The 19,783-nt window shown below is 66.1% G+C and carries 21 protein-coding genes; 13 read left to right on the forward strand and 8 right to left on the reverse strand.

Features of this window, described 5'->3' with window-relative positions; all coding sequences use genetic code 11:
- Positions 1-72 precede the first annotated feature (72 nt).
- Positions 73-1,152, reverse strand: coding sequence for a DUF7544 domain-containing protein (locus ACSC1S_RS18650; protein ID WP_435365604.1), 1,080 nt, complete (start codon positions 1,150-1,152; stop codon positions 73-75).
- 100 nt (positions 1,153-1,252) lie between these two features.
- Between ACSC1S_RS18650 and ACSC1S_RS18655 the strand changes: the two genes are divergently transcribed.
- Together ACSC1S_RS18655 and mutS are read left to right on the forward strand one after the other, a co-directional pair.
- Positions 1,253-2,074: a hypothetical protein gene (locus ACSC1S_RS18655; RefSeq protein WP_435365605.1), complete on the forward strand. Its 822-nt coding sequence runs from the start codon at positions 1,253-1,255 to the stop codon at positions 2,072-2,074.
- Between the two features lie 47 nt (positions 2,075-2,121).
- Complete coding sequence (mutS, locus tag ACSC1S_RS18660; RefSeq protein WP_435365606.1) at positions 2,122-4,770, forward strand: DNA mismatch repair protein MutS; 2,649 nt, start codon at positions 2,122-2,124, stop codon at positions 4,768-4,770.
- A 7-nt stretch (positions 4,771-4,777) separates the two neighbouring features.
- On the opposite strand, the gene ACSC1S_RS18665 is transcribed toward mutS, so the two are convergent.
- Positions 4,778-5,239, reverse strand: coding sequence for a cupin domain-containing protein (locus tag ACSC1S_RS18665; protein ID WP_435365607.1), 462 nt, complete (start codon positions 5,237-5,239; stop codon positions 4,778-4,780).
- 252 nt (positions 5,240-5,491) lie between these two features.
- Between ACSC1S_RS18665 and ACSC1S_RS18670 the strand changes: the two genes are divergently transcribed.
- Positions 5,492-5,701 carry an HVO_0649 family zinc finger protein gene (locus tag ACSC1S_RS18670; RefSeq protein WP_435365608.1) on the forward strand — a complete coding sequence of 70 codons (210 nt, stop codon included), beginning with the start codon at positions 5,492-5,494 and terminating at the stop codon, positions 5,699-5,701.
- Positions 5,702-5,743: 42 nt separating this feature from the next.
- On the opposite strand, the gene nucS is transcribed toward ACSC1S_RS18670, so the two are convergent.
- The gene (nucS, locus tag ACSC1S_RS18675; protein WP_435365609.1) at positions 5,744-6,490 is read right to left on the reverse strand and encodes an endonuclease NucS; all 747 of its coding nucleotides are present in this window, start codon (positions 6,488-6,490) and stop codon (positions 5,744-5,746) included.
- 46 nt (positions 6,491-6,536) lie between these two features.
- Entirely contained in the window at positions 6,537-7,145 is a 609-nt protein-coding gene (locus tag ACSC1S_RS18680; protein ID WP_435365610.1) for a DUF6735 family protein, read from the reverse strand.
- Positions 7,146-7,404: 259 nt separating this feature from the next.
- Between ACSC1S_RS18680 and ACSC1S_RS18685 the strand changes: the two genes are divergently transcribed.
- On the forward strand, positions 7,405-7,812 hold the full coding sequence (locus ACSC1S_RS18685) for a type IV pilin domain-containing protein (RefSeq protein ID WP_435365611.1): 408 nt from the start codon (positions 7,405-7,407) through the stop codon (positions 7,810-7,812).
- 175 nt (positions 7,813-7,987) lie between these two features.
- Positions 7,988-9,250: an FAD-dependent monooxygenase gene (locus tag ACSC1S_RS18690; protein ID WP_435365612.1), complete on the forward strand. Its 1,263-nt coding sequence runs from the start codon at positions 7,988-7,990 to the stop codon at positions 9,248-9,250.
- Between the two features lie 30 nt (positions 9,251-9,280).
- Here ACSC1S_RS18690 and ACSC1S_RS18695 read toward each other — a convergent pair whose 3' ends face one another.
- The gene (locus ACSC1S_RS18695; RefSeq protein ID WP_435365613.1) at positions 9,281-10,300 is read right to left on the reverse strand and encodes a DUF6663 family protein; all 1,020 of its coding nucleotides are present in this window, start codon (positions 10,298-10,300) and stop codon (positions 9,281-9,283) included.
- Between the two features lie 513 nt (positions 10,301-10,813).
- Here ACSC1S_RS18695 and ACSC1S_RS18700 point away from each other — a divergent pair.
- Together ACSC1S_RS18700 and ACSC1S_RS18705 are read left to right on the forward strand one after the other, a co-directional pair.
- Entirely contained in the window at positions 10,814-10,951 is a 138-nt protein-coding gene (locus ACSC1S_RS18700) for a hypothetical protein (protein ID WP_267643579.1), read from the forward strand.
- A 6-nt stretch (positions 10,952-10,957) separates the two neighbouring features.
- Entirely contained in the window at positions 10,958-12,004 is a 1,047-nt protein-coding gene (locus tag ACSC1S_RS18705) for a YeiH family protein (RefSeq protein WP_435365614.1), read from the forward strand.
- A 26-nt stretch (positions 12,005-12,030) separates the two neighbouring features.
- Here the strand turns inward: ACSC1S_RS18705 and ACSC1S_RS18710 are convergent, their stop codons facing one another.
- Positions 12,031-12,174, reverse strand: a complete 144-nt coding sequence (locus tag ACSC1S_RS18710; protein ID WP_435365615.1) for a hypothetical protein — start codon at positions 12,172-12,174, stop codon at positions 12,031-12,033.
- A 223-nt stretch (positions 12,175-12,397) separates the two neighbouring features.
- On the opposite strand from ACSC1S_RS18710, the gene ACSC1S_RS18715 reads away from it, so the two are divergent.
- Positions 12,398-13,819, forward strand: a complete 1,422-nt coding sequence (locus tag ACSC1S_RS18715) for a YjiH family protein (RefSeq protein WP_435365616.1) — start codon at positions 12,398-12,400, stop codon at positions 13,817-13,819.
- Between the two features lie 7 nt (positions 13,820-13,826).
- Here ACSC1S_RS18715 and ACSC1S_RS18720 read toward each other — a convergent pair whose 3' ends face one another.
- Entirely contained in the window at positions 13,827-14,471 is a 645-nt protein-coding gene (locus ACSC1S_RS18720; RefSeq protein WP_435365617.1) for a helix-turn-helix domain-containing protein, read from the reverse strand.
- 82 nt (positions 14,472-14,553) lie between these two features.
- Between ACSC1S_RS18720 and hutU the strand changes: the two genes are divergently transcribed.
- The 4 genes from hutU to ACSC1S_RS18740 all read left to right on the forward strand — a co-directional run bounded on the left by hutU (position 14,554) and on the right by ACSC1S_RS18740 (position 19,001).
- Complete coding sequence (hutU, locus tag ACSC1S_RS18725; protein WP_435365618.1) at positions 14,554-16,296, forward strand: urocanate hydratase; 1,743 nt, start codon at positions 14,554-14,556, stop codon at positions 16,294-16,296.
- Positions 16,293-17,213 carry a formimidoylglutamase gene (gene hutG / locus ACSC1S_RS18730; RefSeq protein ID WP_435365619.1) on the forward strand — a complete coding sequence of 307 codons (921 nt, stop codon included), beginning with the start codon at positions 16,293-16,295 and terminating at the stop codon, positions 17,211-17,213. Before hutU ends, hutG begins: the two co-directional genes overlap by 4 nt.
- Positions 17,210-18,427, forward strand: coding sequence for an imidazolonepropionase (hutI, locus tag ACSC1S_RS18735; protein ID WP_435365620.1), 1,218 nt, complete (start codon positions 17,210-17,212; stop codon positions 18,425-18,427). Before hutG ends, hutI begins: the two co-directional genes overlap by 4 nt.
- Positions 18,428-18,518: 91 nt before the next feature.
- Complete coding sequence (locus ACSC1S_RS18740; RefSeq protein ID WP_435365621.1) at positions 18,519-19,001, forward strand: hypothetical protein; 483 nt, start codon at positions 18,519-18,521, stop codon at positions 18,999-19,001.
- 9 nt (positions 19,002-19,010) lie between these two features.
- Here ACSC1S_RS18740 and ACSC1S_RS18745 read toward each other — a convergent pair whose 3' ends face one another.
- Complete coding sequence (locus ACSC1S_RS18745; protein ID WP_435365622.1) at positions 19,011-19,364, reverse strand: DsrE family protein; 354 nt, start codon at positions 19,362-19,364, stop codon at positions 19,011-19,013.
- Between the two features lie 130 nt (positions 19,365-19,494).
- On the opposite strand from ACSC1S_RS18745, the gene ACSC1S_RS18750 reads away from it, so the two are divergent.
- A complete protein-coding gene (locus ACSC1S_RS18750) occupies positions 19,495-19,773 on the forward strand; it encodes a DUF8152 family protein (RefSeq protein WP_435365623.1) in 279 nt (92 codons plus the stop codon).
- Positions 19,774-19,783: the final 10 nt, after the last annotated feature.

The following is a 19,783-nucleotide window of genomic DNA, read 5'->3' on the forward strand; positions in this document are numbered from 1 at the left end:
TATCCCCTGTGCTACGGAGCCGTGATAAATGCTTCCCAATCAGATTGAAGTAGATAAAGTAGAATTGAATTACTATCCGTGTCTGCCGGTTTCGTCGGCACCGCCGACGCCAGCACTCTCGTCGACGTCGCCAGCGCCACTCCCGCCATCCCCCTCCTCGTCGTCTGCACGGACGGCCGAGCGCTGTTCCGGCACCGGGTCGAGGTCGGGAGCCACGTCGCCGAGGACGAGCATCGCGTAGTACCTGAGGTAGGTCTGGACCGGGACTTGTACCACCGCGGCCACAGCCACCAGACACACCACGAACAGCACCGCGGCGACAGCCATGACGAGGATGCCGAGCGCCTCGACGGCCGAGAACAGCAGGAAGCCGCCGCCGAACAGCGCCCCGAACGGGACCAGCAGGACCAGTGCCGCGACACCGGCCACGATGCCGACGACCACCCCGCCGACCATCGAGAGGATGGCCCCGGCGACGGCGTACGCGAGGTACTGCGTCCAGTTCGCCGGAATCGTCCCCCAGAGCCGCCGCCACCCCCCGATCACGCCGACCTCCTCGACGAGCATGATGGGGACGACGAACACCGTCGTGAACCCGTTGACGAGCCCGACGAGCACGGCGAGGAGGACGAACAGTGGGACCAGCAACAGGACCACCGTCAGGAGGACCAGCGCTCGTGGTGACTCGGACCCGAACCCGGTCAGGAGGAACAGGACGACGAAGACGGCGACCGTCCCGAAGACGAGGAGGCCGAGCACGAAGCGGAAGCCGAACAGCCGCAGGCCGGAACGCCAGTGCTCACGCCAGTAGCGCCGGACCTGGACCGACTCGGTCCGGAGCGATTCGACGAAGACGAACTCCAGTATCGACCCGACGAGCAGGAACGCGAGCGCGAGCAGGGCGATGGCGACGATGATCGCCGCGATGAGCCACACGTCCGGGACGGTGAGCGGGCCGGTGTCGACCGGGACGCCGCCGCCGTTCGAGTCAGCGGGAACGCTGTACTGGAACGAGGAGTAGTTCGCCCCGGGCCCACCGATGAACAGCACGACGAGCGCGAGTTTCAGCCAGCCCGTCTGGCCGAGCGACGACAGGAACGACCGCGTCACCTGGTACGCGTCGCCCAGGTCCTCGATTGCGTGGAGCGCCATGATACTAGGTACGCGGTCTGTGGTGTTGAAGATGTTCTATCGATGAAATTTCGGTTGGATTCAAGTACTGGTGGGGTGGAATATGGTATGCTGGTTCGAGATGGCACCAGACTACTCGTGGACGGTCGGCCCGGAGGACTCGCGAACTGTCCGGCTCGTGAGCTACCTCGGGGCTGGTGTCCTTGGCGGGATGGCGCTGTTCGCGGGCTGGATACTGCTTGTGCTCGTCTCAGATAGCCTCAACAGTCCGCTGTTGCTCGTCGGCGTGCTCGCACTCCTCTCACTGTTCGTGTTCAGGGCTGTGACGCTCTGGCCAGCGCTTCGGCCGATACGGGACGAATGGGGGTTCGTCGACTCGAAGGTGCTCGCGCTCGCGTCTGTGGTCGGTCTCGGAATCGTCCTGGTGAGCTTCCGTCTCGGTGGCGTCGCGGGCTTTCTGCTCGTCAGCGGGAGCATCTTCGTCCCGGTGGTCACGTACAACGTCCTCACGGCCGAGGGGGAACTCAATACCGACTCTCTCCGGCTGACGTACGACGAACACCATGTGGACCTCGCGACACTGGCTGGAGTGACGACCCATCAGCTTGGGGACCTGACGCTGCTCCGGCCGTCATACGCTCCTGGTGCGTCGGACCTCGACACGCCACGGCTGTTCGTCGTCCCACGCGAGCAGTCGGGTCGACTACTCGCCTCGTTCGAGACAGGAATCGCGGCAGACCCGGGTGAGTACGACCTCCCCGACCCGGCCGAAGGCTATGCCCTCGTCGGCCTCGGTGGGCTCATGCTAGCAGTCGTGGCCTTCCTTCTGGTCGTCGGACCGGACAGCGCTGACGGTGCCATCGTATTGACGTACGTCGCACTGTCAATCGGCGGGCTTGGTGCACTGCTGGTGGTCTGGGGCCTCACCCGCCTCCCGAGATAGCCCCGAATCCAGCAGATATTTCCACGCGACCACCCTGCCGTCTGCGTATGGACGCAGCGCTCGGACCGCCGGAGAAGATGGCCGAGCAGGCCGACGAGCTGACGCCGATGATGCGCCAGTACTACGAACTGACCGAGCGCTACGACGACGCGCTCGTGCTCTTCCAGGTCGGCGACTTCTACGAGACCTTCTGTGCCGCCGCCGAGGCGACCTCGCGCATCTGTGAGGTGACCCTGACCAAGCGCGAGGACTCGACCGGGAGATATCCGATGGCGGGCGTACCCATCGCGAACGCCGAGAGCTACATCGAATCGCTGCTGAACGCGGGCTACCGGGTCGCGGTCGCGGACCAGGTGCAGGACCCCGACGAGGCCAGCGGCGTGGTCGACCGGGCTGTCACTCGCATCGTCACGCCCGGAACCCTGACCGAGGCCGAACTGCTCGCGACCGACGACAACAACTTCGTCGCCTGCCTCACGAAGACGGGCGACCCGGACGACCCGACGGGCGAGGGCGGTGAGTACGGGTTCGCCGTGCTCGACGTGTCAACGGGCGACTTCTACGCCACGGCCCCCCCGAACGCCCCCACCGTCGCGGACGAGATCGGCCGGTTCGACCCCGCCGAAGCAATCGTCGGGCCCGACGCCAGCGCCGACGCCTTCCCTGCGGACTGCATGGTGTCGCCCTACGACCGGACCGCCTTCGGGACAGAGAAGGCTCGCGAGAAGGTAACCGAGTACTTCGGCGACCCCGACGCCCTGCTGGCCGGCGACGCCGAGGTCCGCGCCTGCGGTGCCCTGCTCGCCTACGCCGAGTACACCCGCGGCGGCGAGGAGGGCTATCTGGACTACCTGAACCACCTCACGCGGTACGACCCACGGGAGTACGTGGTGCTCGACCCGACCGCCATCGCCAGCCTCGAACTGTTCGAGCGCCGCTCCGTCAGGAGCGTCGAGGGCGCGACCCTCGTCGAGGTGCTCGACGAGACTGCCTGCGCGATGGGCCGCCGCGAACTCACGGACTGGCTCCGTCGCCCCCTCGTCGACCAGGACCGAATCGAGGGCCGGCTCGACGCGGTCGGCGAACTCGCGCACGACCCGGTGACCCGCGAGCGACTGCACGAACTGCTCCGGGACGTATACGACGTGGAGCGGCTCATCACCCGGGTCTCTCGCGGCCGGGCCAACGCCCGGGACCTGCGCTCGCTGAAGGACACGCTCGACGTGGTCCCCGACCTCAAGGAGACGATGGCGGACCTCGAAACCGACCGGCTCGCCACCCTCCGCGACGGGCTGGACGAACTCGAAGACGTTCGCGCCCTCATCGGCCGGGCCATCCGGGAGGAGCCACCCATCGAGGTGACCGAGGGTGGCGTCATCGAGTCGGGCTACGACGAGACGCTGGACGACCTCAGAGAGACCGAACGTTCGGGGAAGAACTGGATCGACTCCCTCGAGGCGAAAGAGCGCGAGCGAACGGGTATCGACTCCCTCAAAGTCGGGAAGAACCAGGTCCACGGCTACTACATCGAGGTGACGAACCCGAACCTCGACCGGGTGCCCGACGACTACAACCGCCGGCAGACGCTGAAGAACTCCGAGCGGTTCTACACGCCCGAGCTCAAGTCTCGTGAGGACGAGATTCTGCGGGCCGAACAGCGGGCCGACGACCTCGAATACGACCTCTTCCGGGAGGTCCGGTCCTCGGTCGCGGCCGAGACCGAGCGCGTACAGGCCCTGGCCGACCGCATCGCCGCCCTCGACGTGCTCGTGTCGTTCGGGACCGTCGCGGCCGAGAACGACTACACGCGCCCCGAGTTCTCCGAGACGGGCATCGACATCGAGGCGGGCCGCCACCCCGTCGTCGAGCAGACACAGGACTCGTTCGTCCCCAACGGCGCACAGTTCGACGACGAGGAGTTCTTCGCGGTCATCACGGGCCCGAACATGAGCGGGAAGTCGACCTACATGCGCCAGGTCGCGACGATCTGTCTGCTCGCGCAAGCCGGCTGTTTCGTCCCAGCCGAGTCCGCGGATCTGCGAATCCTGGACCGCATCTTCACCCGGGTCGGTGCGAGCGACGACATCGCCGGGGGCCAGTCGACGTTCATGGTCGAGATGACCGAACTCGCCGATATCCTCCGCGACGCCACCGAAGATTCGCTCGTGCTGCTCGACGAGGTCGGCCGTGGTACCTCGACCGCCGACGGGCTCGCACTCGCGAAGGCCGTCACCGAGTACGTCCACGACGAACTCGGCGCGACGACCCTCTTCGCCACGCACCACCACGAACTCACCGCGGTCGCCGACGACCTCGCCGGCGTGTTCAACCTCCACTTCGACGCGACCGAGGTCGACGGCGAGGTGCAGTTCAACCACGCCGTGGGTCGTGGCGCGGCGACCGCCTCCTACGGCGTCGAGGTCGCCCAGGCCGCGGGCGTGCCAGACGCGGTGCTGGACAGAGCGCACGAACTGCTGGCGGAAGAGACAGGTGTCGACCCGGCAGCGTCGGTCGACGGTGTTGCGGAGCCGGGCGCTGCTGGTGCTGAAGACGCAGCCACCGCGGATGGCGGGTCGGTCGACCGTTCGTCCGAACTCGCCGGTGTCCGTGCGCGTCTCGCCGGCCTGAACGTCGCGGATACGACGCCGATGGAGGCGCTTCGCATCCTCGACGACCTCAAGCGAGAACTCGACTGAGCCGGTTTCAGAGGTCCTTCGTCATCCCGCACTCGGGGCAGCGGAGCTGTTCGCCGTCCTCGCCCATGATGAACTGCAGCGAGTCGCTCTCGCCGCACTCGCGACAGGCCATCGGCACTCGCACGTCCTCGCTTCCCTTCGGCGCACCGAGCGCGAGCCCGACGACTGTCTCGTCGGATTCATTCGTCCCCTGCTGGTACTCGCCGCGGGCAAACCGGATGGCCTCGTGGGGCCCGACCTCGACGGACTCGTCGGGGGTCTCGAACGTGGCCGTCCCTTCGATGACGTAGAAGACCTCCTCCTGGTCCAGATGGGTGTGCATCCCACCCGAGAAGGACTCTCCCGGTTCCAGCGAGTAGTAGTTGATGGCGAGGTCGCTGGTACCAAGCGGGTCGGAGAGGCCGCGTCGGTCGAGGTCGGAGTCTCCGAGGAACTGGCTCTCGATGTCGTCGATGTCGACGTGTTCCATGCTCGAAACCCACTGGCTCCTGCGTGAAAAGAGCGAGTCTGTCGGCGCTGACTGCCGGTGGATATCGACAGCCAGCAGGGGTTCGGGTGTCTTCGGTCGGCCTGAGTGGTCGTTCACCGGTTCACGAGACGAATCTCGGTCGAAGCCGGAGCGTGGTAAATCTGACCGTGGTGCAGCCCTGACAACCGATTCATCTCCTGTGGAGACATGTTCACCGGACGTTTTTTGTTCCGGCACGGTGTAACCCATGGTATGTCAGCACACACCAGGCGCGGTGCGAGCGCGTTCGACCGGCTCACGACGCATTACGACGTCGACCTCGTCTGCCCGAAGTGTGGCAACGAGGACGCGGAGGGCCACTGGAAGGCTCAGACGGACGGCGGAACCGTGCGCTACACGCACCTCTGTCCGAGCTGCGGCGAGATTCGCCAACGGACCCTTCGGCTCGGCAGTCACCAGTAACTCTCGGTGCCGTCTTCTCTCCGTGCATACCGGGAGCTGCCGCTACGGCGACGGCGGCTCCAGCGCGACGAACTCCAGCCCGTTCTCCGCCAGGAGCCGCCGCGCCCGGTCGGTGATGGAGGGCGCGACCAGGATTCCCCGTATCGTCGCACCCGCGTGCAGGTCCCGGCGGAGTGCCTCGACGTAGCGGTTCAGCTGACTTGCGGCGTCGGGACCGACGCGTTTGCGCTTCAGTTCGAGGACGACGACGTTTCCGTCGGTGTCGCGGCCGTAGATGTCGACCGCACCGGCGGCGGTCTCACGCTCGGTCGCCAGCGGAACGAACCCCGACTCGACGAGGTCCGGTTCGTCGAGAATGCGCTGTCTGAGGTCCTCCTCCGAGCCGGCGAGAGTCAGTTGCTCGTCGTCCATCACGGAGAAGACCGAGACCTGCCGGACGCGCTCGAAGGTGACCAGCAGTTCTTCTGTCGGTGAGTCCCGCGTGCTGAATAGCTCCAGGTTCCCCTCCTCGGAGAGCCGTGCCTCCTGCCGACAGCCCGGCGGCTGCCAGTTCACCGGTTTCTGTCCCTCGTCGGTGTGGACCAGGACGGTCCCATCAGGCTTGCACATGACGTGGCGGTCGCCGAGGCCAAGCTGGCTCGTCGCCCGGCCGTCGTAGCTGACTGTGCAGTGGCCGAACACCGTCACGAGCTGACCGTCGGCGAGGCTGTCGTCGACGACCGACTGGGCTGTCTCGTGGTCCGGCGTGACGACTGTCCTGACGCCGTCTGCCGTTCCCTGTCGCGTCACGCTTCTCCATACCGGCGCGAGCGTATAAAAACGGCCCGCGACAGGGTCAGCCCACGTACACCTCGCGGCCGTCAGCCTCCCACTCGCGGCAGCGCTCGCGGAGATGGGTGTGCACAGCGTCGTCGGTCAGAGCCCCTTGCTCTTGCATCGCTACCATGGTATCGGCGACGCCTCGGAACCAGGCCGTGAGCCGAGCTGCGTCCTCGACAGGGTCGCGATCGCGCCGAAGTGAGACGAGTGCGCCGTCTCCGACGGGGTCGGCGTCCGGCAGGGCCCGCGCGAACCAGAGTGGCTGGAACCCACGGACATCGACCGACCGGGAAACCACGTAACACGCCTCGTACTCCAGGAAGTCGAACTGCCCAGTGAGGTCGTCGAGGTCGGCGACCACGGTCCGGGGATGGGGGTCGACAGGTGTGTCCGGCACGTTCGGTGGATCTGGTTCCTCACCGTCCACGATGGCTTCGTGACACTGTGCTTCCCAGTCGTTATTCCCGCCGAACGGGCTGTTCGGCCGGCAGGTGGTGAGCAACTGCCAGCCGAGTGCGCCCCACTGGGAGTGATGTATCGAGAGTCGACCATCGGCTCGTTGGTACGCCACGAGTGCACGGTGGCCCACGTTCATCGCCTCCGCCGGTTCGAGTCGTTGGTACACATAACGGCGACTCTGGCCTCGCCTTGCCAGATAAACCGTTGGAATGAGTTATTACTGAACCGACTGGACCGACTATTTTCGAGCGACAAAACAGCCAGAACTAGTGTATAGTAAAAAACATAACAATAAAGGAAACTTTATATTCTAATGAGTGCTTATTCCAGCAAGGACTACGGGGTCGCCCCCGAAGCAGCGAAACCCGCCGAGATTCTCAGCGCGTAGTCGTCGCTCTGGTACCCTGTATCCGGGGAGTATACAGATGAAACTCAAACAGCTATTCACGGAAGAGCGTGCAGTCTCGCCGGTCATCGGCGTCATCCTCATGGTCGCCATCACGGTCATCCTCGCGGCCGTCATCGGCGCGTTCGTGCTGAACATCGGTGGGAACCAGGAGAAGGTGCCGCAGGCGAGCTTCTCGTTCGATAACACCGGTGGTGTTCTGGTAATCACCCACGAGGGTGGTGAGAGCATCTCGGAAGCAGACCTGTCGGTGACGGTGGCCGGCGTTGACCAGACCCTGACGTTCGGCACCACTGACGGCACGTGGAAGGCTGGAGAAACCGCGACCGTCTCGGGTACCACTACGACCGGTCAGAAGGCGAACCTCATCTGGAGTGCATCCAGCGGCTCGTCCAGCAACGTCATTGGAACCTACACGGCACCCTGAAGGCCGCGTTGTAAATCCGTTGTCGTTCAACTCACTTCGAACTAGCTTTATTGTTATCTTGCAGACACACGAAGGCGTTTCTGGCCTCCAGTCCCGGTCGTTTTCGGCTTTTGCACAACCCTTCGTGTGTAAACTGCCACAACGAAGAACCGGCTAGACCGCCTCTCTTTAGACGATGGACGAGCAGCCACCGGACCGGACCGAACACGTCGACGTTGTAATCGTCGGTGCGGGCCCCGGTGGCGGTACCCTCGCGAATCTGCTCGCCAGGAGCGGCGTCGAGGTCGCCTTGCTCGAACGCGCAGGCACCTTCGAGCGCGAGTTCCGCGGCTTTGCCTTCCAGCCCTCGGCGGTGCGCATCCTGGCCGAGTTGGACCTGCTCGACGCGGTGCGAGACCTCGAACACGAGGAACTGTCTAGCATCGCCCTCGAAGCATTCGGAAGGCGCTACGACCTGCTCGATTTCGACGGGCTCCCGGGCCCCTACGACTACGGCATCCTGATGGAGCAACCGGACCTGCTCGAACTCCTCTTCGACCGGGCTCGCGAGCACGGCGCGGACTGTCGGCTGGCAACCACGGTCACCGATCTGCTGGTCGAGGACGACGAGGTCGTCGGGGTCGTCGCGCACGACCGTGACGCCGACGAGACCGTCGCATATCGGTCACGTGTGGTCGTCGGCGCAGATGGTCGGTATTCGACCGTCCGGGAGGCAGCAGGTATCGACGCGGGGCTGTTCGACTCAGAGCTCGACGTCCTGTGGTTCAAGGTCGACGCCGACGTGCCCCTCGACGCGCTGGGGCATGTCACGCCGCACGGAATCCTGCTCAGTATCCGGCTCGGAACCTCGCTCCAGCTCGGGTACGTCCTCGAGCGCGGTGCATACCCTGAGCTGAAAGACGCGGGTATCGACACGTTCCGCGACCGGCTGACGGCGATGGAGCCGCGACTCGGGGACGCGCTCGCTCGCGATTTGAGGCGCTTCGACGACTGCTCCCTGCTGCACATCGGGCCGGGACTCGCCCCGGTCTGGGTCCAGGACGGTCTGGCCCTTCTCGGCGATGCGGCCCACGTCGCGTCGCCGGTCGGCGGGCAGGGGAACGCGCTGGCGATGCAGGACGCGGCCGTGCTCCATGGGGTGCTCGTCCGGGCTCTCAGGGACCGTCTCGGACGAGAGCCACTCCCCGCGTGGGTCCTCCAGCCTTACGCTGACCGCCGCAGACCGGCAGTCGAGACGGTACTCCGGTTCCAACACCGTGCCGAGCACGTGCTGACCTGGCTGGTTCGGAACCGCGAGCGGATTCCGCTCTCCCTCCAGCGGGCTGGGGCGCGCGTGTTGCTTTCAGTCGCGTCGGCCAAGCCGATTACTGGCTCACTTCGCGAGACGCTCGCGCTCGGGCCGGACCGGGTTGCGGTGGAGCCCTGGCTGTTCGAGTAACTGAATCCGCGAGCGAACTGTCGAACGTTCTCAGTGGTGTCGCTGTACTCGAGCGACTTCGACCGAGTCGGAAGACCCGATGGTCGCTGCCGAATCAGCGACACCGGTGCGGGTGAACACGAGGTCGGGACCGTCGACACGAACCTTGATCGCGTCGGTATCGTGGATTTCCCCCGACTCCACGTCGACGAAGCCCCTGGCTGACTCCGGTTCCTCGCCGAGAATCGAGTCCCGTTCGTACAGCCGGTCCCGTCCGTCGACCCGTTCGTGTCGGAGGTACTCGTCGTGCCAGCGAACCGGTTGTGCCGCGGTCCGCGAGCCGGTCGTTCCGGCGTGGACCACGGGCAGCCCGACCTCCTCGCGCACGTCGTGCGAGAGCCATTCCCCGCCGGTCGCGACCGAGAGGACCGCGACGTAGGGGCGCTCTGCCGGGGAGACGACGATGACGTCGATGACTTCGCCCGAGAGGTCGTCGCCGGGGTCGCTGGTGAACAGTTCGAGGTATGCGGACCGCCCGGCGCGCATCTCGCCGAGCATCGAAGGTCGCGGGACACCCGCAGGGTCCGCGAACACGTGACAGGTCGCGATGGGCCGGTCCGCGTCGTCGGTCAGTACCTCTGCACCTGAGGCAGCGTGTCGGTCCCCGCCTGCAGCCTCCACCGCGTCCTGCCACAGGCCCTCTGCGGGGGCGAACGCCCACCTGGCCTCGGTCGCGTAGTCGAGCGTCACGGCCTCGTGGACGGTCAGGTCGCCCGTCGAATCGAACGCCCAGCCGTCGGGTTCCCGGCGAAGTCCGCCGTGAAGCCGGTAGCCAGGGCGAAGGCGGTCCACCCGTCGCTGGAACTCGGGTGGGTAGTCTGTCGCACGAATGAGGAACGTGCCGCCGAGTTGTGCGTCCAGCGCAGCGAGCGGGTCGGCTTCGTCGCGAACCGCGCGCCAGTCCGGGCCGCCTGCGAGGTCGCGAACGAGCAGGCCGTCCGCTCGGCGGGCGAGAACCCGGAGGTCCTCGGGGGTCCCGTCCGTCGGCGAATCGCTCGCGTCGGCGGCCATCACTTCGATATCGGGGCAGGAGGAGGAAACGTCTTGCGGCGATTCGACCGGGCACGAGTCGCTCTCCCTGGAATCTGCCGCCGAAGCACCGTTCCGCGAGGCTGTGAGTTCTGCCGCCGTGGGCCTGTGGGAAACGTAGAAGTCGGATGGAAAATCAGTGCGCAGAGCCGGCGAGGTGCCACGACAGTCGCTGTCGTGTGATGGTGCTCCAACCAGGAAGACCAGTCAAATTATCGTCCTGAATGGAGGAAAATCCTGCTGGTAATGCAGGGAGTCAGAAGACTGGCTGTTCCTCCTATCCGTGCCCTTCGCCCAGACCGAAGAAGGTTAATCCCGCCGGAACAGACGCTCGAACAGGCACACGGCCGTCGAGCACCACCACGGTTTCATCGACGGGGGCAACACGCCAGTGGCGTCGCCTCCTGTGACACGGACTGCGGAAAACGTATCCGCTATCTCGGAGCGACACCCACCGCACGACGGCTCACCACAAGCCCCATCACAACTACCGAAATGCAACCGACCGACTCTACATCAGTGAGAGAACGCCTCTTGCATCGCTGGAGGGCCATCGACCGCGGCTGGAAAGCTATCACTGTCGGAATCGTCGTCACCCTCCTTGTCGAGGTCGGGGTGACGGTCCCCTGGTGACCAGCGGTGACAGAACGCAGTGAGGCTGCCCCGGCCGATTCTCCCACTCTCGTGGCGAGCCTGTGGTCGTACCTCCCCGGCGTCGCTGCACTCGTCTGTATCGGCCTCGTCGCCCGGCTGCTGAGCCAGGTCGTCCCGTACGTCAACGCCCTCATCGCGGCGGTCGCAATCGGAATACTGCTCGGGAACCTCGTCGGTGTCCCCGACCGACTCTCACCCGGCACCGAGACGCACAAGCTCTGGCTCGAGGCAGGTATCGTCCTGATGGGTGCACGCATCTCTCTCGAGACGCTTCTCGCGGCCGGGGCGGAACTGGCGCTCGTGGTCGCATTCGGGGTCCTCGGGACCATCTTGCTCGTCGAACTGCTCGCGATGTCCCTCTTCGACATCCCCCAGAAACTCGGCTCGTTACTGGCCGCCGGTGCAGGAATCTGTGGCGTCTCGGCGGTCGTCGGCGTCGCTGGCAGCATCCGCGCGAACGAAGAGCAGATCGCTTACGCGGCCGGCACCATCCTCCTGTTCGACGTTGTCACCCTGTTCGTCTACCCGGCGGTCGGCGAGTGGCTCGGTCTCGCGGACCGCGTCTTCGGTGTCTGGGCAGGTCTGACGATGTTCAGCACAGGACCCGTCACGGCCGCCGGCTTCGCCGTCTCAGAGACCGCCGGGCAGTGGGCCACCGTCACGAAACTCACACGGAACTTGCTCCTCGGCGGCCTCGTCGCCGTCTACTCGATCCGGTACGCAGGTCGGGGTGAAGCCGGCGAGTCGACTGTCTCCGTAGCCACGCTCTGGTCGTCCTTCCCGAAGTTCGTCATCGGCTTCTTCGCCGTCATGGTGCTCACCTCGACTGCGCTCGTCTCGTCCGCCGATACGACTCAGCTGACCAACGCCTACCGCTGGTTGTTCCTGTTCGCGTTCGCCGGGTTGGGCCTCAGCGTCGACGTGGCGGACCTCCGTGAGACGGGAGTCCGACCCGTCGCGCTGGTGCTCACCACGCTGGTGCTCGTCAGCGTCGCCTCGCTGTTCGTGATACAGGCAGTGCTGGGTGGGTAAGGGCCAGAACGGGTGGCCGACACCTGCTACACGACGTGGGTGCCGGCCGTTTTGCCCTCGACGACCACGGCCGCGCCGTCGGTCGAGACCTCGGGGTCCTGTAAGCGCTCGAACCGGTCGGCGGACAGGTTCACTGGGACGGGGTCGGCAGCCGACTGCGAGTCGAACAAGTTCTACGTCGTTCGTGACGACACGGTCGTCCGGGTCGTCGTGCAGCTGCGAGCGTCGTGACGCCTGGTTCAGATATCGTCCCGATACTCTCGTCTCGGTTTCGACGCTGCGGTTTTCTTCGGATTTTGGTTTACGAACTGTGGGCGATACCGCCTCCTCGTATAAACCCCACTCCACGTGGTGGTTTCAGGACTAACTCAGAAATCCGCAAATAGTGTGTCAATGTCTACCGAAACAGGCAGCACGTACACGGTCGACACGGAACCGTCGGCACGGAGCATCGAGGACGTGGACTTACAGGAGTTCGCGATGCGCCCGGTCGTGAAGTTCGTCGTGGCGTTCCTCATCGGCGGGGTGTTCTTCCTCCTGCCGGTGCCGTACCAGGGCGAGATAACGGTCCCGTTCGATATCGCAGTGAGTACAATCACCGAGACGTTCCCAGACGCGGTCGGCGTCTACTCGCTGGCCATCATCGTCGCCGGGGGACTCCTGACGACGCTCGCGATGGTGAGTGACGGCGAGTTCCAGGGCTACGACCTCTCGGCCTTCGAGACCTCGGGCGTGTTCTGGCTGCTCAGACTCGCCGGGCTCGTGCTTGCACCTATCATGTTCCTGAAGCTCGGTCCCGACTGGCTGCACACGCCCGGGACCGGCGGGCTCATGTGGGGGACGCTGGTGTACAGCGTCGGCATCATCATCCCCATCGGGGCCATCTTCATCACCATCTTCGTCGAGCTTGGTGGCCTCGAGTTCGTCGGCACCCTCGCCCGGCCAGTGATGAAGCCGCTGTTCAAGGTGCCCGGGCGCGCCGCGCTGGACAGCCTCGCGTCGTGGGTCGGCTCCTACAGCGTCGGCCTCTACGTCACCCGGAACGTCTTCGAGCAGGGCGGCTACCACAAGCGCGACGTGTTCACCATCGCGACCTGCTTCTCGACGGTCTCGGTCGGCTTCGTCGGGGTCGTCGCGGCGACCCTGGAGATGCTCCCGCTGTTCCCGCTCATCTTCGCGGCGTACTTCGTCTGTGTCACCATCACCGCCATCATCCTCGTGCGGATTCCGCCCATCTCGACGACGCCGCCGGAGTACATCGCAGAGCCGGACCCCGAACTCGCGTTCTCGGGCTCCCCCGGCGACTACGTCAAGCTCGCCATCAGCGAAGCGGTCGGCAAGGCGGAGGAGGGCGAGTCGTTCGCGCAGGCCGCAAAGCGTGGGTTCGTCGACGGCCTGCAGCTGACGAGCCTCATCCTGGGGACCATCCTCGCGGTTGGACTGGCCGCGACGCTGCTGTCGGCGAACACGCCGGTGTTCGACATCCTCGGCAAGCCCCTGACGCCGGTCGTCGCCGCCCTGGGCATCCCGAACGCCGAGACCGTTGCGCCCGCGACCATCGTCGGCATCACCGAGATGTACGTGCCGGTCCTGCTGGTGACGGGCGTGGCGGTGAAGGCGAAGTTCTTCGTCGCCGTGCTGGCCGTCTCCCAGCTCATCTTCTTCTCCAGCGTCGGCCCGATGATCATGGACATGTTCAGCGACGTGCCCATCCGGTTCCGCGACCTGCTGGCGCTGTTCGTCCTCCGGACGGTCATCCTGTTCCCGCTCATCGCGGGCATCACGCACCTCGTCGCGGCCCTGGGGCTGTTGTAGCGGCCTGCTACAGGTACTCGACGAGCGAATCGGCGATCTTCTTCTCGGCCCGTCGCAGGTGGTCCTCGACGGTCCGGCGCTTCACCCCGATGACCGCCGCGATCTCTTCCGTGGTCGTCTTCCGCGGCAGTTCGTAGTAGCCGCGCTCGTGGGCCGTCAGGAACGCCTCGCGCTGGCGGGGCGAGAGGTCCGGCAACACCGCATCCACGGTGAGGAGGGGGGCGTCTGGCGTCACAGACCGAATCTCGCGTTTCGACTCCACCGTGACGGTGAACTCCTCGGTGAGGTCGCGGTACACCGCCGACAGCGATTCCGCGTCGAGCGCGAGCGCCCGGACGTGCTTCGCCCCGTCGACGTACTTCAGCGGCGGGACGAGGAGACAGCCGTGGCTGGCGAGGTAGGTCTCGACGTTGTTCTCCATGTGCGCCGTCAGGCAGTCCGCGGTGATGAGCACCTGTTCGTTCCCCTGGGAGAGGCGCTCCCTGACGCCCACGGTCTCCTCGACCTCGTCGAGCACGCGGTCACCGCCCGTGCCACTGACGTGCAACAGGTCGCAGTGGTCGTTACACCACACCTCGATGGTGGTGTCGGTCCCGTCGGTTGCGGTCTCGTACGCCCCGCCACCGACGATGCGGAACACTGCTTCGTACATAGCCACCCGTTCACACGCCCTATATAAAACCATGGCCACATGGAGGGGGTATTCTATCCAACTGGCGGCCCATTGTGAAACTATGGCGCAACAACCCGAGTCAGGGCGGAAACACGACGTCGGCGAGCCCTCCGAGCAGTGGCGGGAGTACCAGGGGTCTCCGACAGGCACGGACATCGAGTGCAAGGGGTGGCGACAGGAGGCGGCCCTGCGGATGCTCAACAACAACCTCGACCCCGAGGTCGGCGAGAAACCCGAGGAACTCGTCGTCTACGGCGGGACCGGCCGGGCGGCCCGCAGCTGGGACGCCTACGATGCCATCCTCGACGAGCTGCGGAACCTGGAGGACGACGAGACGCTGCTCGTCCAGTCCGGCAAACCGGTGGGTGTCTTCCAGACCCACGAGCGCGCACCCAGAGTCCTCATCGCGAACTCGAATCTAGTGGGTAAATGGGACGACTGGGAGCACTTCCACGAGCTCGAGTCGAAGGGCCTCATCATGTACGGCCAGATGACCGCCGGCTCGTGGGCCTACATCGGCACCCAGGGCATCATCCAGGGAACCTACGAGACGCTGGCCGAACTCGCCCGCGAGCACTACCCCGGCAACGACGGCCTCCGGGGGAAGATCACGGTTACCGGCGGCCTCGGCGGCATGGGCGGCGCACAGCCCCTCGCCGTGACGATGAACCACGGGGTCTGCATCGCCGCGGAGGTCGACGAGCACCGCATCGACCGCCGCATTGAGACGGGCTACTGTATGGAGAAGACGGCCGACCTGGACGAGGCCATCGAGAAGGCCCAGGAAGCCGCCGAGAAGGATGAACCGTACTCCATCGGCCTGCACATGAACGCGGCGGACATGTTCGAGGGGATGGAAGAACGCGGCTTCGTCCCGGACGTGGTCACCGACCAGACCTCTGCACACGACGAACTGGAGGGCTACTACCCGTCCGGCTACACCGTCGAGGAGGCCGACGACCTGCGCGAGCGCGACCCCGAGAAGTACGTCGAGGAGAGCATCGACACGATGGAGCGTCACGTCGACGGTATCCTCGCGATGCAGGACGCGGGCGCAATCGCGTTCGAGTACGGGAACAACATCCGCGGACAGGTCAAGGAGTACAAGGGCCGCGACGATGCGTTCGACTTCCCCGGCTTCGTGCCCGCCTACATCCGGCCGCTGTTCTGCCGCGGCAAGGGGCCGTTCCGCTGGGCCGCGCTCTCGGGTGACCCCGCGGACATCCACCGGACCGACGAGGAGATACTGGAACTGTTCCCCGAGAAGGAGCACCTGCACCGCTGGATCGACCTCGCCCAGGAGCAGGTCCACTTCCAGGGGCTCCCGAGCCGCGTCTGCTGGCTGGGCTACTCGACCGACGACGACGGCCTGACCGAGCGCGCGAAGTTCGCCTTGCGAATCAACGAACTCGTCGCCGAGGGCGAGATTTCGGCACCTGTCGTGGTCACCCGCGACCATCTCGACGCCGGCTCGGTGGCCTCTCCGAACCGCGAGACCGAGGCGATGCAGGACGGCTCCGACGCGGTCGCCGACTGGCCCATCCTGAACGCCCTGCTCAACACCGCCTCCGGCGCGGACATCGTCTCGGTCCACGACGGCGGTGGCGTCGGCATCGGGAACTCGCTGCACACCAACAACCACGTCGTCCTCGACGGCTCCGACCTCGCCGCCGAGAAGGCCAAGCGTGTCTACACCACCGACCCCGGGATGGGCGTCATCCGCCACGCCGACGCGGGCTACGAGGAGGCGCTCGACGAAGCGAAGGTTTCGAACGTCCGGGTGCCGATGCGGGATAACGAATGACGACCTTCACAGAGCCACCCGTCTGGCAGGGCACCTCCAGCGACCCGAACGACGTACAGTTCGGCGACGTGGTCGCACAGGCCACCCTCGACACCGCGGGCGAGTACGACGCGGTCATCGTCGGCGAACCGTACGACGGTGCGGTCATCGGCCGGAAGGGCGCGGCTGACGGACCGGACGCCATCCGGGAGTCCCTGGCAGGCGTCAAAACCCATCACTTCGACGCCGGGCCGGTCTCCAGAATCGCGGACATGGGCGACGTGGCAATCCCGAGCGGCGACGTGGCGATGGTCCAGGACATCGTCGCGGACACCACCAGGGCGGTCCACGAGACCGACGCCCTGCCCATCTTCATCGGAGGGGACAACTCGCTGACGGTCCCGAACGTCAGCCCACTCCTCGATTCTGGCTCGGTAGGCGTCCTGAACTTCGACGCCCATCTCGACTGCCGCGAGGTTCCCGACGATGGCCCGACCAGTGGCACGCCGTACCGCCAGCTGTTCGAGAAGGGACTCGAATCCTACGCCTGCGTCGGCGCGCGCCACTTCGAGACGTCGACCCAATACGACGACTTCGTCCGCGAGCACGAGGCCGAGATTCGGGTCGCCGAGGAGGTCGGCGACGACGCGGTCGACGCCGTCGACAAGGCCATCAACTCGCTGGGAGACGTCGACCACGTCTACGTCTCGGTCGATGTGGACGTGCTCGACGCGGCGTTCGCCCCCGGCGCGAGTGCGCCCACCCCCGGCGGCATCACGACTCGAGAACTCTACCGGATGCTCCGGCTCGCTGCGAGTGACGACCGAGTCGCCGGCTTCGAGGTCGTCGAGACCGCGCCGTCGCTCGACCGTGGCGGGATGACGGTCGACGCGGCCGCCAGGGCCGTCGCGCACTTCCTCGCGGGGTGGTCGGCATGACCGACCTCGTCGTCTACGACATCGAGGAACTGGCCGTCGGCCCCGGTACCGACGAACCGATGGAGTTCATCCACAACGCGGCCATCGCGGTCGAGGATGGCGAGGTCGTGGCCGTCGGCGACACCGACGAGGTGACGGGTGACCACCCACCGTCGGCCGCGGACGAGAGCTACGACGCGGCCGGGCAGGCAGTCCTGCCGAGCTTCGTCGACCCGCACACCCACGCGCTGTTCGCGGGGGACCGCTCCGACGAGTTCGAGGCCAAACTGCGCGGGAAGACCTACCAGGAGATTCTGGCCGAGGGCGGCGGTATCCTCCGGTCGGTCGAGGCCGTCAGGAAGGCCGACGAGGACACCCTGCTCGCGAACCTCATGTCCCATCTCGACGTGATGCTCGAACACGGCACCACCACGGTCGAGGTGAAGTCCGGCTACGGCCTCGACACCGAGACCGAACTCCGGATGCTCCGGGTCATCGGTCGCGCCGACGAACAGCACCCGGTCGACGTGATTCCGACGTTCATGGGAGCCCACGCCGTCCCCCAGGGGATGGACACCGACGAGTACGTCGACGAGGTCTGCGAGGAACAGATTCCCGCGGTCGCCGAGCAGGGCATCGCGACCTTCTGTGACGTGTTCTGCGAGGAGGGCGTGTTCTCGGTCGAGCAGTCCCGGCGGGTCCTCAAGGTCGGTCGGGACCACGGCCTGACGCCGAAGGTCCACGCCGAGGAGCTCGCCCACATCGGCGGGACGAAACTCGCCGCCGAGATCGGCGCGACCAGCGCCGACCACCTGCTCTACTCGACCGAGGAGGACGTGGACGCGCTGGTCGACGCGAGCGTCGTCCCCGTCCTCTTGCCGGGGACCGCCTTCGGTCTCGGCGAGGAGTACGCCGATGCCCGGATGATGCTCGACCGGGACGCCCCGGTGGCCATCGCGACCGACTTCAACCCGAACTGTCACAGCCACAGCATGGGCTTCGCCCAGTCGCTCGCCTGCGTCGGCATGCGGATGACGCCCGCCGAGGCGCTTCAGGCGAGTACGACGAACGCGGCCGCCGCCCTCGACCTGCCCGCCAGACATGGGACGCTCCGGCAGGGCGCGCCCGCCGACATCGCGATTCTCGACGCGCCGTCGTTCCGGCACGTCTCCTACCAGTACGGGACGAACGTGGTCGAGACCGTGTTCAAGGCCGGCGAGCGGGTCCACGGCTGACCCGGTCCCGGCGCTGGCACCGGAACAGGGACGTCCCGAGTTCGCCAGCGATCACGAGGAGGACCTCTGGGACCGGGTCAGCGTTTCGAGCATGGCTGACCCCGCAGACGAGAGCTACCTCCCGGTCGACGGGGGGCCACTCGGTGACATCGCCTACGTGGCCCTCGCGATGGTCGTTGTCCAGTTGCTCCTGAGCGTCTCCAGCTGGCCGTCGCTGGCGGTCGTGGGACGTGACCTCTGGAAGGTCGTCTGGGTCTCGTTCGCCTTCGTCGCCGCGCCGACCGGGGCCTTCCTCTTTGCACTCGGCGTGGTCTTCCGACGCGAGTCTTCGCTAGCGACCGCCATCGGCGCTGGCGGACTGCTCACTGTCGTCGTGGGTCTGCTCGCCGTCTCGTGGCTCGTAGTCGAACCCGGTGAGACACAGGTGGTGCTGGCCAACGCCGTCGGCCAACTGCGGTGGGTGGTTCGGTTCGTCGCCGCGGTGCTACTGTTCGGGCCCGTCTTCGCGTTTCGCGCCGAAACGGGGCAGACGGGCCGTACCAAACAGTCCCGTCACACGGTGGATTCCTGGTGACCGGCGGGGTCAGTACGTGATGACCTCGTAGCCGTCGTCGACCAGTTCCTTGACGCTCGGATGGCCGTCGAACTCGTCCACGCGCTCGACAGCTGCGTCCTCGACGGCGTCGTCCTGCTCGAAGGCACCCGCACAGTAGTCACACACCTGCACGTGCTCCTCGAGCGAGTTGAACAGGGCGTGTGCGTCGTGGTCTTCGTCAGACAGCTCGGCGATCCACTGGGTCCCGGCACCGTCGAAGATGAGTTCGACCTCGTCGCCCGCGTCGGCGAACTCCTTGGCTGCCTGCATCCCGTTGACGACACGACCGAGGTCGGCGTGCGATTCTGTACCAGCGAGCACGATGATGGCTGCTTTGGACATCGTGGCTCTCCCTCGGTACGCCGCCTCCTTCAAGACTGAGCAGTCGTGCGTTTCCGACGCGAACCCGGTGTGAACAACCGTGATGGTTGGCGGTGGGCTCTTGGGTGTCCGACACCTCCTCCCGAGCAGGATGAACGAGGACGACACCGCGGCGCGGCTGCGGGAACTCTACGAGCAGCTCCGGGCGACCGAGGAACTCCCGGTCGAGCGGACCGCGAACCGCTGGATCGGTGAGGCAGAGGCGGTCGCCGGAGACCTCGCAGACTCCGACCTGCCCTCCGAGGTGGTCCGCGAGCGTGTCGGCCACGTCGAACACCTGCTGTCACAGGTGGACGGGACTGGCAGCGAGGCCGCTGACGAGCACGTCAGGGAGGCGAAAGACATCGTTGCGGCGGTTCTCACCGACTGACTATCTGCTT

It is taken from the genome of Haloarchaeobius pelagicus (assembly GCF_051207375.1).
GTDB lineage: Archaea > Halobacteriota > Halobacteria > Halobacteriales > Natrialbaceae > Haloarchaeobius.

Coding starts and splice junctions, on each gene's coding strand:
- ACSC1S_RS18685 (WP_435365611.1), top strand. CDS start 7,405: ATGAAACTCAAACAGCTATTCACGGAAGAGCGTGCAGTCTCGCCGGTC.
- ACSC1S_RS18695 (WP_435365613.1), bottom strand. CDS start 10,300: ATGGCCGCCGACGCGAGCGATTCGCCGACGGACGGGACCCCCGAGGAC.
- ACSC1S_RS18665 (WP_435365607.1), bottom strand. CDS start 5,239: ATGGAACACGTCGACATCGACGACATCGAGAGCCAGTTCCTCGGAGAC.
- ACSC1S_RS18720 (WP_435365617.1), bottom strand. CDS start 14,471: ATGTACGAAGCAGTGTTCCGCATCGTCGGTGGCGGGGCGTACGAGACC.
- ACSC1S_RS18740 (WP_435365621.1), top strand. CDS start 18,519: ATGGCTGACCCCGCAGACGAGAGCTACCTCCCGGTCGACGGGGGGCCA.
- ACSC1S_RS18690 (WP_435365612.1), top strand. CDS start 7,988: ATGGACGAGCAGCCACCGGACCGGACCGAACACGTCGACGTTGTAATC.
- ACSC1S_RS18715 (WP_435365616.1), top strand. CDS start 12,398: ATGTCTACCGAAACAGGCAGCACGTACACGGTCGACACGGAACCGTCG.
- ACSC1S_RS18670 (WP_435365608.1), top strand. CDS start 5,492: ATGTCAGCACACACCAGGCGCGGTGCGAGCGCGTTCGACCGGCTCACG.
- ACSC1S_RS18655 (WP_435365605.1), top strand. CDS start 1,253: ATGGCACCAGACTACTCGTGGACGGTCGGCCCGGAGGACTCGCGAACT.
- ACSC1S_RS18750 (WP_435365623.1), top strand. CDS start 19,495: ATGAACGAGGACGACACCGCGGCGCGGCTGCGGGAACTCTACGAGCAG.
- ACSC1S_RS18650 (WP_435365604.1), bottom strand. CDS start 1,152: ATGGCGCTCCACGCAATCGAGGACCTGGGCGACGCGTACCAGGTGACG.
- hutU (WP_435365618.1), top strand. CDS start 14,554: ATGGCGCAACAACCCGAGTCAGGGCGGAAACACGACGTCGGCGAGCCC.
- ACSC1S_RS18700 (WP_267643579.1), top strand. CDS start 10,814: ATGCAACCGACCGACTCTACATCAGTGAGAGAACGCCTCTTGCATCGC.
- ACSC1S_RS18745 (WP_435365622.1), bottom strand. CDS start 19,364: ATGTCCAAAGCAGCCATCATCGTGCTCGCTGGTACAGAATCGCACGCC.
- hutG (WP_435365619.1), top strand. CDS start 16,293: ATGACGACCTTCACAGAGCCACCCGTCTGGCAGGGCACCTCCAGCGAC.
- mutS (WP_435365606.1), top strand. CDS start 2,122: ATGGACGCAGCGCTCGGACCGCCGGAGAAGATGGCCGAGCAGGCCGAC.
- hutI (WP_435365620.1), top strand. CDS start 17,210: ATGACCGACCTCGTCGTCTACGACATCGAGGAACTGGCCGTCGGCCCC.